Annotated in this window: 9 protein-coding genes and 5 pseudogenes; 10 read left to right on the top strand and 4 right to left on the bottom strand. The window is 43.5% G+C overall.

All coding sequences use genetic code 11. The features are described from left to right. Positions 1–27: 27 nt before the first annotated feature. Entirely contained in the window at positions 28–690 is a 663-nt protein-coding gene (locus tag QSJ37_RS16735; protein ID WP_285756338.1) for a response regulator transcription factor, read from the bottom strand. Positions 691–889: 199 nt separating this feature from the next. Here QSJ37_RS16735 and QSJ37_RS16730 point away from each other — a divergent pair, with 199 nt between their 5' ends. The 6 genes from QSJ37_RS16730 (at position 890) to QSJ37_RS16705 (ending at position 7,934) form a co-directional block, all read left to right on the top strand. Continuing rightward, entirely contained in the window at positions 890–2,092 is a 1,203-nt protein-coding gene (locus tag QSJ37_RS16730; protein WP_285756414.1) for a S1C family serine protease, read from the top strand. Between the two features lie 225 nt (positions 2,093–2,317). Continuing rightward, on the top strand, positions 2,318–2,875 hold the full coding sequence (locus QSJ37_RS16725; protein ID WP_285756336.1) for an NfeD family membrane protein: 558 nt from the start codon (positions 2,318–2,320) through the stop codon (positions 2,873–2,875). Continuing rightward, positions 2,875–4,398 (top strand): flotillin lipid rafts scaffold protein FloT, encoded by a 1,524-nt coding sequence (locus QSJ37_RS16720; protein ID WP_285756335.1) that lies wholly within the window; start codon positions 2,875–2,877, stop codon positions 4,396–4,398. Before QSJ37_RS16725 ends, QSJ37_RS16720 begins: the two co-directional genes overlap by 1 nt. A gap of 121 nt (positions 4,399–4,519) precedes the next feature. Further along, entirely contained in the window at positions 4,520–5,446 is a 927-nt protein-coding gene (locus tag QSJ37_RS16715; RefSeq protein ID WP_285756333.1) for a diacylglycerol kinase, read from the top strand. A 195-nt stretch (positions 5,447–5,641) separates the two neighbouring features. Continuing rightward, the gene (gene rlmD, locus QSJ37_RS16710) at positions 5,642–7,024 is read left to right on the top strand and encodes a 23S rRNA (uracil(1939)-C(5))-methyltransferase RlmD (RefSeq protein ID WP_285756331.1); all 1,383 of its coding nucleotides are present in this window, start codon (positions 5,642–5,644) and stop codon (positions 7,022–7,024) included. Between the two features lie 316 nt (positions 7,025–7,340). Then, the gene (locus QSJ37_RS16705) at positions 7,341–7,934 is read left to right on the top strand and encodes a CBO0543 family protein (RefSeq protein ID WP_285756330.1); all 594 of its coding nucleotides are present in this window, start codon (positions 7,341–7,343) and stop codon (positions 7,932–7,934) included. Positions 7,935–8,197: 263 nt separating this feature from the next. Here the strand turns inward: QSJ37_RS16705 and QSJ37_RS16700 are convergent. Then, positions 8,198–8,982 (bottom strand): annotated as a pseudogene (locus QSJ37_RS16700) (cation:dicarboxylate symporter family transporter); the annotation flags it as partial. 193 nt (positions 8,983–9,175) lie between these two features. Here QSJ37_RS16700 and QSJ37_RS16695 point away from each other — a divergent pair. The 3 genes and pseudogenes from QSJ37_RS16695 to QSJ37_RS16685 all read left to right on the top strand — a co-directional run. After that, a complete protein-coding gene (locus QSJ37_RS16695) occupies positions 9,176–9,526 on the top strand; it encodes a DUF2200 domain-containing protein (protein WP_062755874.1) in 351 nt (116 codons plus the stop codon). 254 nt (positions 9,527–9,780) lie between these two features. Then, a pseudogene (locus tag QSJ37_RS16690) lies at positions 9,781–9,876 on the top strand (DUF4351 domain-containing protein); the annotation flags it as partial. A gap of 111 nt (positions 9,877–9,987) precedes the next feature. After that, positions 9,988–10,542 (top strand): annotated as a pseudogene (locus QSJ37_RS16685) (IS256 family transposase); the annotation flags it as partial. 156 nt (positions 10,543–10,698) lie between these two features. On the opposite strand, the pseudogene QSJ37_RS16680 reads toward QSJ37_RS16685, so the two are convergent. Together QSJ37_RS16680 and QSJ37_RS16675 are read right to left on the bottom strand one after the other, a co-directional pair. Then, a pseudogene (locus QSJ37_RS16680) lies at positions 10,699–11,322 on the bottom strand (IS256 family transposase); the annotation flags it as partial. A 416-nt stretch (positions 11,323–11,738) separates the two neighbouring features. After that, complete coding sequence (locus QSJ37_RS16675; RefSeq protein ID WP_285756328.1) at positions 11,739–12,974, bottom strand: right-handed parallel beta-helix repeat-containing protein; 1,236 nt, start codon at positions 12,972–12,974, stop codon at positions 11,739–11,741. 585 nt (positions 12,975–13,559) lie between these two features. Between QSJ37_RS16675 and QSJ37_RS17995 the strand changes: the two are divergent. Further along, a pseudogene (locus tag QSJ37_RS17995) lies at positions 13,560–13,688 on the top strand (heterocycloanthracin/sonorensin family bacteriocin); the annotation flags it as partial. Position 13,689 lies beyond the last annotated feature (1 nt).

The raw sequence follows: 13,689 nt of genomic DNA, 5'->3' as shown, positions 1-13,689 counted from the left end.
TTTATTTTCAATAAGAAAGAGTGCCATTTATTTATCAATTTTATATCCCACCCCACGCACTGTTTGAATGATCTCTCCTTTTAATTTTTTTCGCAGCAATTTAATCGTCGCGTCAATCGTTTTCATCGAAACATCCGCATCCCATCCCCAAACGCGGTCAAGGATTGTTTCGCGCGGTACGACATGCCCTTGGTTTTGCAAAAGAAGGTCCAATACTTGAAATTCACGCGGGGTTAACAGAATTTCTTCATCGCCGTGATAGAGGGTATGGCTCGTCCGATTAAGGACAAAATCATGAAAACGAACCGTTTCTTCTTGAAGAGGGACGAACGTGCGACGTGCGAGCGCTTTTAGGCGGGCCATTAATTCATCAATTTCAAACGGTTTGACGAGATAGTCGTCCGCACCGGCTTCTAATCCTTCAACACGGTCTTGGACAGCGTCTTTTGCGGTTAACATGAGAATGGCGCCAGCGTAACCGTTTTTCCGCAGCCGTTTGCAAATTTCCACTCCATCTCCGTTCGGCAACATCCAGTCAAGAATCAGCACATCGTAAAAGGAGGAGAGAGCATAGTCGTACGCGTCTTCCCCTTCTTGCACCCAATCGATTTGATCCACGCCTTTTTTCTTTAACATATGCACGATTAATTCGCCTAAATAGAGATCATCTTCTGCGAGAAGAATTTTCATCTCGTTTCCTTCCTTTCTATTTGCCCGTTTCTCTTTATTAATGATCATAACAAATGATCGTGAAAAATGAATGAAAAAGGGAATTTTTTCACCGTATTTTCACCTTTGCTTTTTACACTGTTAGAAAACGTGTATTGCACACGGCAACAGAGTAGAGATAACAAGAGAAAACGGAAGAAAGGGGAAATGCGGAATGGATATGAACATGTCGCCATATGAGCAACCAATGCCATCGTATCAGCCGCCGAAGAAAAGACGTTTCTTTTCTTGGGTTGCCGCTTCGATTGTCGGTGCGGTGATCGGAAGCGGACTTACGTTGTATGCGGCACCGATGATGGGCCTTTCTTCTGCTTCATCATCCACAAAGGAATCAAAAGAAACAAACATTTCGACGGAGTCGCTTCCTCTCCAACCAACGAAAAGCACGTCTAATAATATGGTTGCGGCGATTGAAAACGTTGCGGATGCGGTTGTTGGCGTGGTGAACATTCAAAAACAGGCGGACTTTTTCTCCGATAGTATCAAAGACCAAGAAGCAGGAACTGGTTCGGGAGTCATTTTCAAAAAAGACGGAAATACAGCATACATCGTGACAAACAACCATGTCATTGAAGGAGCGAATAAAGTACAAGTGTCGCTTGCCGATGGGAAAAGAGTAAAAGCGGAAATCGTCGGCGCCGATCCGTTAACCGATTTAGCGGTATTAAAAATTGATGGCAGTCATGTCAAAAAAGTAGCAGTCTTTGGTGATTCTTCGAAGCTGCGCATAGGGGAACAAGTCGCGGCAATCGGCAATCCGCTCGGATTAGATTTATCGAGAACGGTGACAGAAGGAATTGTCAGCGGAAGACGTACAATGCCCATTTCTACTTCTGCCGGGGAATGGGAGCTAAACGTTATTCAAACGGATGCCGCGATTAATCCGGGAAACAGCGGTGGTGCGTTAATTAATAGCGCTGGGCAAGTGGTGGGAATTAATAGCTTAAAAATTTCCCAAACTGGAGTGGAAGGATTAGGATTTGCGATTCCAAGCGAAGATGTAAAACCGATTGTCGAGCAGTTGATGCAATACAGAAAAATAAAACGCCCATATCTCGGTGTACAATTAGTTGATGTGGCCGATCTTTCTGATTCGGTGCGAAAAGAACAGCTGCACTTGCCAAGCGGTGTTGCCACAGGAGCGGCTGTAACAGCAGTAGAGCCGTTCTCTCCGGCGGCGGATGCAGGAATTCAGACGAAAGATGTCATTGTGGCGATCAATGGAGAAAAAGTGGATAGTGTCGCTGCACTGCGGAAATATTTGTACACGAAAACGAAAATCGGAGAGCGTGTGCAAATAGAGCTTTGGAGGGATGGAAGCAAGAAAACTGTGTCATTGCAGCTGAGCGAGCGGAGTCAATGAGATAACTAGCCCTTCTGAATGATCCATTCAGAAGGGCTAGTTGTTTATATTGGAAAAGGAGGCTGATCTGATTCACGCTGTGAAATGGTGTCTTTGTTCTGGAAAAAAGAAGGAAATATGTAGGGAATGTCGAAAAAATGTAATATCCATCTGAAAAGTAATGAAACGGAAACGCGCGTCATTTCGTATAATTAAATAGACGATGGCGGAAAGAGGGTGCGGGGATTGTTCGGATATTCACTAGAAACAGTGTATTTGGGTGTGCTTATCGTAAGCGGCAGTTTGACGTTATTATATATTTTGCTAAGCGATATGATCGACGGTGTCTTTGAGATGCCGGACCATCCATGGTTCAGCCCACAGCTTATTTTATCTTTTTTTACCGTTGGAAGTGCGTGCGGTTTTTTGTTCGAACGATATACGGGGATGTCTAGCGCGCTCATCGCTTTGATTAGCGCAGGAATTGCCATCATTGTCGTCTTGCTTTTGCACTTTTTCGTATTTATTCCGCTTCGTTCTGCGGAAACATCACTGAATTATTCGGAAACGGACTTGGAAGGGTCGCTTGCGAAAGTGATTGTAACTGTGCCGTCCGATGGGTTTGGAGAGATTTTGCTGCAGCGGAAGAGCGGAGCGATTTCGAAACCAGCAAAAAGCATGGACAACGAAGAAATCGCATCAGGGACGGAAGTGATTATCGTGAAAATGGAAAACGGCGTCGCTGTTGTGGCGAAGCACGATCCATATTATATTTCATCATTACATAAAGGGGGATATGCTTAATGACGCCAATGTTAATTGTCATCGGCGTTGTCGTGCTTCTTCTTATCGGATTAGTAGCTATTTTTATGCTTCGTTATCGCACTGTCGGACCAGATGAAGCACTCATTGTGACAGGAAGTTATTTAGGAAGCAAAAATGTGCATGTCGATGAATCAGGAAATAAAATTAAGATTGTCCGCGGCGGCGGGACGTTTGTACTGCCGATTTTTCAGCAGGCGGAGCCGCTTAGCCTTCTCTCGATTAAACTAGACGTGCAGACGCCGGAAGTCTATACGGAACAAGGCGTTCCCGTCATGGCGGATGGCGTGGCGATCATTAAAGTAGGCAGTTCCATTGGCGAAATCGCTACAGCGGCGGAACAATTTTTAGGAAAAACTCGCCAGGATATGGAAAATGAAGCGAAAGAAGTATTGGAAGGCCATCTTCGCTCGATTCTCGGTTCGATGACGGTCGAGGAAATTTATAAAAACCGCGACAAGTTTTCACAAGAAGTGCAGCGCGTCGCTTCACAAGATTTAGCGAAAATGGGGCTTGTCATCGTATCGTTTACCATTAAAGATGTGCGTGATAAAAACGGTTATTTAGACGCATTAGGAAAACCGCGCATTGCCCAAGTGAAGCGCGACGCCGACATCGCGACAGCTGAAGCGGAAAAAGAAACGCGCATTAGACGCGCGGAAGCGGATAAAGAAGCGCGCAAAGCGGAGCTAGAGCGCTTGACGGAAATCGCGGAAGCGGAAAAAATTAATCAGTTGAAATTAGCGGAATTCCGTCGTGAACAAGATATTGCGAAAGCGCGCGCCGATCAGGCATATCATTTAGAAGAAGCGAAAGCAAAACAAGAAGTTACGGAACAACAAATGCAAATTAAAATTATCGAGCGGCAAAAGCAAATCGAGCTCGAAGAAAAAGAAATTTTGCGGCGTGAGCGTCAATACGATTCCGAAGTGAAGAAAAAAGCCGACGCCGAACGTTATGCGATTGAGCAGGCAGCCGCGGCGGAAAAGGCGAAGTTAATGGCGGAAGCGGACGCTCAAAAATACCGCATCGAAGCGATGGCAAAAGCGGAGGCAGAACGAATCCGGCTTGACGGGCTTGCTAAGGCAGAAGCGGAAAAAGCAAAAGGGGAAGCGGAAGCAGAAATTATCCGCTTGAAAGGATTGGCCGAAGCGGAAGCGAAACAAAAAATTGCCGAAGCGTTCGAACGGTATGGTCAAGCGGCGATTCTCGACATGATCATCAAAATGCTTCCAGAATACGCCAAACAAGTGGCGAGCCCGCTTGCCAACATCGATAAAATTACGATTGTGGATACGGGTTCTAATAGCACAAACGGCGGGGCGAACCGCATTACCGGCTATGCGACCAATTTAATGGCCAGCCTGCAGGAAACATTGAAAGCTTCCACGGGGATCGATGTGAAACAATTGCTAGAAAACTTTGCGGCGAAAGGAAATGTGGAACCGCCAAGTATCCAAGCGAGTGAAGACGCGGTGGAGCAACGGAAAACAGCAGGGCAATAATGAAAAGGGCTGAGAGATCAGCCCTTTCTTGATGGAAAGACGTCATCGTTGCAACTGCTGGGCAATTCGGCTATTATGTTAAATAGTGGAATTGACATTAATAAAGTAGGATGATGAAACGATGAAGCGTGCAAGGATCATTTACAATCCAACGTCAGGTCGAGAAATATTTAAAAAACATTTGCCAGATGTGTTAATAAAATTGGAAAAAGCAGGTTATGAAACATCTTGCCATGCAACGGAAGGAGCGGGAGACGCGACTGAAGCGGCCCGCAAAGCGGTTGAGCGCGAATTTGACCTAGTGGTAGCTGCCGGCGGGGACGGAACAATCAACGAAGTCGTCAACGGGATTGCCGATCAAGATTATCGTCCAAAGCTTGGCATTATTCCGGTCGGGACGACGAACGATTTCGCCCGCGCCATCGGCGTGCCGCGTTCGATTGAAGGGGCATGCGACATTATCGCCAATGGAGAAGCCGTTCCGATCGATATCGGCTCCGTAACAAATGAAGGAAAAACCCGCTATTTTATTAATATTGCGGGCGGCGGCCGTTTAACCGAACTAACTTATGAGGTGCCAAGCAAATTAAAAACAATGCTTGGACAGCTTGCCTACTACTTAAAAGGTATTGAGATGCTGCCATCGATCAAAGCGACAGAGGCTCGCATTGAATATGACGGCAAAATGTTTGAAGGAGAAATTATGCTCTTTTTAGTATCGCTCACCAACTCTGTCGGCGGCTTTGAAAAGCTGGCGCCGGACTCGTCTTTGAATGACGGCATGTTTGATTTAATTATTTTAAAGAAAACGAATTTGGCGGAATTTATCCGATTAGTGACGCTCGCGGCGCGCGGCGAACATATTAATGACCCGAATCTGATTTACACGAAGGCAAACCGCATTAAAGTAACTTCGCCAAACAATATGCAGCTAAATTTAGACGGCGAGTACGGCGGAATGCTGCCAGGGGAGTTCGTTAATTTGTACCGGCATTTAGAAGTATTCGTCTCAAAAGAAAAAGCAGAACAAATGAGGACAGGGTACTAACCTGTCTTCTTTTTGTGCTGCACAGAATTGTGTGCTACAATCGTGACAGCACTGTGTGGACGACGGATGCTGATTACACTTAAGACTTCTGATGGATAAGAAGTTTGTCACAGATCCTTGGATAAAAAGCTCAAAAGACGGAATATCAAGTTATATTTTTTATAGCAGAGTTAGTTCCTCAAAGGGTGAAGAACAATGGCAAACATCGAAGCACCAGTAATGAAAAACGAATATTATGATGTGGCATTTGAAGATTTGACGCATGACGGGTTAGGAGTGGCGAAAATCGACGGTTTTCCCGTTTTTGTCAAGAACGGCCTGCCGGGCGAGAAGGCGAAAATCAAAGTCATCAAAGTGAAAAAAGGATATGGCTACGGACGCCTTATCGAGCTGCATGAGCAAAGCCCGGACCGCGTCGCGCCTCTGTGTCCGATTTACAAGCAATGCGGCGGCTGCCAGCTGCAGCACTTAAGCTACGAAGGGCAGCTTCGGGCAAAACAGAAACATGTCAAAGAAGTGATGGCGCGCATCGGGAAATTGGAAAATGTCATCGTTCATCCTGTCATCGGCATGAAAGACCCGTGGCGCTATCGCAATAAGGCACAAGTTCCTGTAGGCGAGCGCGAAGGAGGGCTTGTCGCTGGCTTTTACCAAGAGCGCAGCCATGAAATTATCAATATGGACGCATGTTTGATCCAGCAAGAGATGAATGATGTCGTCGTGCAGACAGTGAAAAAGATTTGTGAAAAATATAAGGTGCCTGCCTATAATGAGGTGGCGCATAAAGGCGTTCTCCGCCATATTATGGCGCGTTACGGGGCAGTGACAAAAGAAGTGATGGTCGTCCTTATTACCCGCACGGAAGAGTTGCCGCACAAAAAGAAAATTGTGCAAGAAATTATTGACTCCGTGCCAAATGTAAAGTCGATTATTCAAAACATTAACCCGAAAAAGACGAATGTCATTATGGGTGACGAGACGAAAGTATTGTGGGGAGCCGAATACATTTACGATTACATCGGTGACATTAAATTCGCGATCTCGGCACGTTCTTTCTATCAAGTCAATCCCGAACAGACGAAAGTGCTGTATGAAAAAGCGTTGGAATACGCGCAATTAACGGGAGAAGAAACGGTCATTGACGCCTACTGCGGCATCGGCACGATTTCGTTGTTTTTAGCAAAAAAAGCGAAAAAAGTGTACGGTGTCGAAGTCGTACCGGAAGCGATTGAAGACGCAAAGCGCAACGCTGAATTAAACGGCATCACCAACGTTGAATTTGCCGTCGGCGAGGCGGAAGCAGTCATTCCGAAATGGTACGAACAAGGCATCCACGCCGATTGTATCGTTGTCGACCCGCCTCGCAAAGGCTGCGACGAAACGCTTTTGCAAACGATCATTGCCATGAAACCAAAGCGCGTTGTGTATGTGTCCTGCAACCCTGCCACACTCGCCCGCGATTTGCGTATATTAGAAGACGGCGGCTATCAAACGATCGAAGTGCAGCCGGTTGATATGTTTCCGCATACCGCGCATGTAGAAAGTGTAGCTCGATTAGTGTTAAAGATAAGAGCATAAATAAACTCTTGCTAAAAATAAAAAACTCTTCTTGCCAAAACCGAAGTAAAGTTTTGATAATATAACAGGAAAAAGGAAAATCCTTCTTCATCCAGTTGACTGAACTGGTTAGGATGAAAAATAAACAATTTTTCAAGAGAAACGGGATGGGCTCCTGTTTCTCTTTTTTTGTTAGGAAATAATGGGGAAGAAGCATTCATTAGAAATACTAAGATAGACTGGTTCACGTTGAATGCTCAACTCTAAGCAGTTTCATTAAATAGCTGATAATTGGGGATGTTATACAAATGAGGTCATTGCAAAGGGGGAAGTACTGATGATATATGGGTTAAAAGCGACACAAATGATGGAAATAACAGCAGTGATCCTTAGTCTTATTGGAAGTTTTTTTATATTAAGAAACAATTTTAAACGATATGGGTTACTCTATTTTATAAGCGGTTTGACGGGAGCTTTCCTTTGTTTTGTATTTGTTTCTATCGGATTTTACTCTTTTCCGGCTAGACTTATCCCTATGTCACCGATACCTATCATTGAAATGTTTACGGTCATTCCTTTTTATGTTCTTTTCGGAGTGAGATATAGTCCGTCTAAATGGGGATGGAAGATCCCCTTTTACTGGGGGATGGTTCATATCGCGATGCTTTTAGAAATTTTCGTGTTATTCCCCCCAGTTAAGATAATGGATTACAAAGAAAACTGGGATGCTTGGGACTCTTATACATGGTGGTGGATTTATTTGCTTCTTTTTGAGTGGATTGGTGGAAAAATTGTTCCAACTCATTCAAGAAAACCGATACAATCTAAATCTTTTCGCTATGGAAGATGGGGATGGGTTGTCTTCCATTTTATTGTGATTACGACAATATTTTTAGCAGGTGTTTATACAGGATGGAATTTAAAAATGTGAACGATTTCTTACTCCCGTCGAAGAACAGAATTTTTTCTATAATCTGTGGTGCCATGACATGTTTCCGTTTCGCTGCAAATTGTTGAAGAAGCACAAATGAATACGGCATGGGTTCTGTTGGATACTGAACCCATGCCGTAATTCTTTTACACGTATCTGTTTGACCGATGCCCGTTCACCATATTTAGGCCTTCTTCCATTTACCGCGTGCAAGTGCAGCTGGATGTTTTGGCGTGCGGGAAAGTGAGAAACATATCCAAGTCTTATGCTTCTAGTTTTTGCGTTTCTTCGTTATAGACATTTAAATTCAATTCTTTAGTGATGCGGCTGGTGACTACACCGGCGGTCATGCTTCCGCTGACGTTCAAGGCAGTTCTTCCCATGTCAATCAACGGCTCTACGGAAATGAGCAATCCTGCTAATGCTACTGGCAGATTCATAGTCGATAGCACTAAAATCGCCGCAAACGTAGCCCCACCGCCAACGCCTGCAACTCCAAACGAACTGATGGTGACGACTAGAATAAGCGTCAAAATAAAGGAAAGAGAAGTAGGATCGATGTTGACGGTTGGCGCGATCATCACTGCAAGCATGGCAGGATAAATGCCAGCACAGCCATTTTGCCCAATTGACAGCCCAAAGGAGCCGGCAAAGTTGGCAATGCCTTCCGGAACGCCAAGCGCGCTTGTTTGTGCTTTCACATTCAATGGAAGAGTGGCCGCGCTTGAACGGGAAGTGAATGCAAACGACAGCACCGGCAGCGCTTTTTTTACGTAAGTAATAGGGTTTAGTCCGGCCAGCGCCAAAATTAGCAAATGAATGGCAAACATAATGAGAAGTGCAATATAGGAAGCGACGACAAATTTTCCTAGTTTTGCAATTGCGTCGATATCGCTTGTCGCAGTCACTCGGGACATAATGGCTAAAATTCCGTAAGGCGTTAAACGGAGCACTAACGTAACGATGCGCATGACAATAGCGTACAAGGCATCCACTGTTTTTTGAACATTTCCGCTTGTTCAGGCTGTTTTCTGGCAACCCCTAAATAAGGATTCAGCAAGGGGATGAGAAGGCGTTTGCCGAGCTTTATCATTTATACCCTACATTAAGCCGCGTTTTCTTTTTATCCAGATGTATTACATGACAAGTACTGGTATAATTGAATGATAAGTTGTTGCGAGTATGAAGATTTAAGGACAGTAGCAATATTTAAAATTACGGAGAATTAGGAGGGATGTATTATGACCACACACAGAATTTATAAAATGAGTTTTTCAAGAGTTTATCCAAACTATATAGCGAAAGCAGAGAAAAAAGGGCGTACTAAATCAGAAGTGGATGAAATTATCTGTTGGTTGACAGGATATACCCAGGATGAGTTGGAAACTCAATTAGAAAAACAGGTAGACTTTGAGACATTTTTTGCAGAAGCTCCGCGATTAAATCCGAACCGGGTTTTGATTAAAGGAGTAGTATGTGGTGTTCGAGTAGAGGAGATTGAAGATCCGTTGATGCAGAACATTCGTTATCTGGATAAGTTAATAGATGAGTTAGCAAAGGGAAAATCCATGGAGAAAATCTTGAGAAAATAATCATTGAATTTCACAGAAAATGTAAACACCAAATAAACTCGTTCCACTCAAAAAATAACCGTTCATCAAGAGAAATCAAGCTGGACTTTGGATGATTTTACTGAAAAACGAAACAGACCCTCCCTCGCTCCTTATTTGAGAAGGTGGGAGAGAGGAATAGAGAGAAAAACATGGATCGATCAAAGAAAATCGAATCAACATGTGGTGAAACCAAGAGGGGAGAAACGTCCACGTCTTCCTTTTTCTTTTTTGCGAAGGACCGTCAATTGCGAAACGAGGTGAACCCAATGGAGACGAAAGAGGCGAAACAAGTAATGGAGCTCATCATCTTGTATGAACAGTGGGGAATGTAGATGATGTATAAAATTTTGTGTAAAGCATTTTGCTAGACCAAAAGAAAAAAGGTAGGGTATTCTCTGATTTGGACCACAACACATTCCAGAGAAAGGAGAACCCTACCTATGTCTAAAAGTATACCGAATGTCGACTGGGCAAATCAACTGGAAAGTGTCATTCGTCAGTTTGTAAAGGAAAAATTAGAACTGATCATGCGGGAAGAAATCAAGAATTTCCTCGAAATAGAACAGGCCGGAACATCAAATATGAGAAATGGCTACTATTAACGAAATCTAGATACGCAATATGGCCGGATTGAAGGTCTTTTGGTCCCTAGAGACCGAAACGGGGAATTTCAAACACAGTTGTTTGCTCCTTACCAACGGCACACCGGCTGGCTTGAGGAAGCCATCATCAGGATGTATCAAAGTGGCATGAGTACGCGTGAAATTGGCAAGTTTATTGAACGAATTTTAGGCAATGCCTATTCTCCTGCAACGATCAGCCGTATTACCGATGTAGTGAAGGAAGACATCGAGAAATGGCACACTCGTCCACTGCACAAGCGTTATTCCGTCTTATATTTGGATGGTTTATACGTAAAACTTCGTCGCGAAACCGTGGAGAAAGAAGTCATTTATGTGGTGTTAGGGGTGAACGAAGAAGGATATCGCGAGGTACCGTCAAGAATTTTGTGTAATGTAAGATAGATAGGGTATCTCTGAAATGGATTTGGAATGGATAGGGAACCGGTTTCCTTCACACAGGAGACTGAATATTCAGTCTCCTGTGTGGAAAGGGAGAATTCCCTTATTTTGTTTATTTACAACATTTGGTTAACAATAACGTTCCTCAAACATTCGTTGAAGGGCTTCATGAGCTTCGGCAAATCCTCGTAACTTTCGTCCTGCCCATTTCTCGTTAAAGTCCTGTATCGTCAAATATACGACTTTTTCAGCGGCTTCTAAGCTACTCAAGCTGTTCATGGGTTTGAGACGTTTCCGAATTTCCTTGATCGTTCGTTCGATGGCATTGGTCGTATAAATCACACTTCGAATACTGCTTGGATAATCCATAAATGTAAGGAGGACATCCAACTCATTGGCCCAAGATTGGACTTCCCTTGGGTACTTGCGAGACCATTTGGATTGAAACTGTTGAAACATCTCCAATGCGATTTCTTTATTCGGAGAACGATAAATGAGTTTCAGATCCTCCGCCATTTCGAATTGATCTTTTTTCCGAACACGGCTGAGGGTGTTGCGGACTTTGTGCACGACACAGCGCTGCACATCGGCTTTCGGATACACCGCCTTAAAGGCTTCCTCCAACCCCGGAAGGCCATCGAAGACGCCAAGAAGCACTTCCTTGACGCCTCTTTGGTAGAGGTGTTGAAGAATTTCCTGCCATACATAGGCGCTTTCTTGTCCTCCCACAAAGAAATCAAGAATTTCGCGATATGATTAAGTCCCGAAATTTGTGTAAAAAGAAAACGGCAAAAAATGATTTTGTTTTCCGGTGATCCAAGTTCAATGGACTGAGAGCGAAATTTTACACAATCATTAGGACTTGATCTTCGTGAGCTGAAAAAAGAATTTGTAAATAAAAGGGTTGCAGATGCAAATCAATTTATTGATAATGTACTGTACAGTAAGTTAAGGAATAAATATATTTTATGGCAAACACTGCTACATCCATATGTTGTCTGCGATCACCACTCAAGGCATGTGGAGTGTGTCGCTAAACTAACCTTGAAGTTGTAGAAACTAAATAAAAAAACTCCTGCCAAAGTCGAAATAAAATTTTGATAAATGGTTGGAAAAAGGCTTGAGGGAAAAGGGAAAACCTTATCCCTCAAGCCTTTGCCTTTAACCTTTTATCTTTGATCCGAAATGGTTGCGTTATTATTAAGTGCACTTAATAGAGCAAGATTATCATATGGAGGACCAGATGTTGTACCTAGAAGCAAAACAATATCAAATTCATTCGGTGGGGTTCCCCATGAGTTTCCAAAGAAGGTTGTGAATGCACCGTCTACTAAAAATCCCCCTTTTGTATTGTAAACCACATTACTGTTAATAGGACCTGTCACATTCGGATTAATATACATTCCTGTCCTTAAAGAATGGAAAGTATTATTCATCACCGAAATAGCAATGCCTCCTTGAGGCACAATCGCTCTGTTAACAACCCAGCTGCTCATAGGCAATGCTTGAGGTGGCCCGTAAATGGTATTATTGACGATCATCGTGTTATTCCCGCCAATTTGGATAAATTCTTTTTGATAAGGAATATCGCTTGTCATCGTTAAACCATCGATTGTCGTATTCGGAGCAGTAATTAACATTGCAATAATGTCTGCTTGCAAGAATAGAAGGGTACCCGGTTCTCCTTTTAAAGTAATTCCAGGCTTATTGACTACAATTGTCGATGTAATTGGATACGTTCCACTTAGAATATGAACAGTTCCACCTGGATTCACCGCAGCAATTCCTTGAGGAATCGTTCCAAAAGGATTTGCTCTACTACCATTTCCACCAACGGCACCAGCTTGAACATAAATATTATCCAAATCAACGACCTGATTTACGGCTTGATCAAGAGCAGCTTGGACACTAGCAACAGAAGGGTAACCTAAAGCAGGTCGATCATCGAGCAATTGCTGGGCAACATCGTTTTTAGCTGTTTCTGATAATGTGTTATATTCTGTAAGATCCAATCCAAGCAAAGGATTTTCGATAGCAGCTCTCATTTCCGGAACAGTTGTTGCGGCATTGACAGCAGCTAAACCGACAACTTGATTTACGGCTTGGTCAAGAGCAGCTTGGACACTAGCAACGGAAGGGTAACCTAAAGCAGGCCGATTATCGAGCAATTGCTGGGCAACATCATTTTTAGCTGCTTCTGATAACGCGTTATATTCTGTAAGATCCAATCCAAGCAGAGGATTTTCGATGGCGGCTCTCTTCTCCGGAACAGTTGTTGCGGCATTGACAGCAGCCAACGCAGTGTCTGCTGGTGTAGGTTCATGCACTTGCACGATTTGCGTATTGGTACAACCACATATCACCCTCACCTGCTGCACATTTTTTCTTTTTTTATGTTCTAGCAATGTGTTTCGCCTACTTTCAACTTTTATTAAGCTATTTCAGTATATGAGTAGAATCATAAAATGCTGTAGACTAAGGTTTTATATTATCAAAATTAAGCGATTTAACCATTTTTCCCGAATCATCTCCTTCCTCTACACGAAGGAAGGAGGGATATGATTCGGAAATTTTTTGATCCATAAAAACAAACGTATGTTTTATGACCAAACTATCCAATCAGGAAAGGAAAGAACGGAATCTATTGAGAAGACTTCCGACGCAGGCATCGAGTGGAAGAAGGCCGCCTTCTTCTTAGCAGCAGCTTCTTCGATGGAGATGGTAACCGCCTCTTTCATGGAATGAGGGTGGGAGAGGTTCATACGGTTTTACGAAGTCTCAATGAAAATAGGCGTTTCAATCAGCAAAATAGGCACTTCAATCAGTAACAACCACCCAACAGAGCACATAGCTTGTTGAAGAGAGTACTCGAAGTAGTCGGTGGAATTATCTGCTTCACAGATATCTTTCTGATTACTTTCGTTCTACTCTCCACTCTTGGTTGCGTCGCCGGAAACAACAAATTTATAACAATAAGGAGATGGTGTGAAATGTATAATTTCCAAAATGAACTTCAAATGTTAGGTATGGATGATTTCGTAGCGGACGAGGTGATGGTTTGGGATCCTCAAACCCAGACCTATGTTGTCGATGATGCTCGTCAATTCGGTGGACGTTGTG

This window comes from Parageobacillus sp. G301, from assembly GCF_030268025.1.
Taxonomy (GTDB): domain Bacteria; phylum Bacillota; class Bacilli; order Bacillales; family Anoxybacillaceae; genus Parageobacillus_B; species Parageobacillus_B toebii.
Note: the sequence above shows the minus strand (reverse complement) of the source record. Positions and strands in the feature narration are given on the sequence as shown.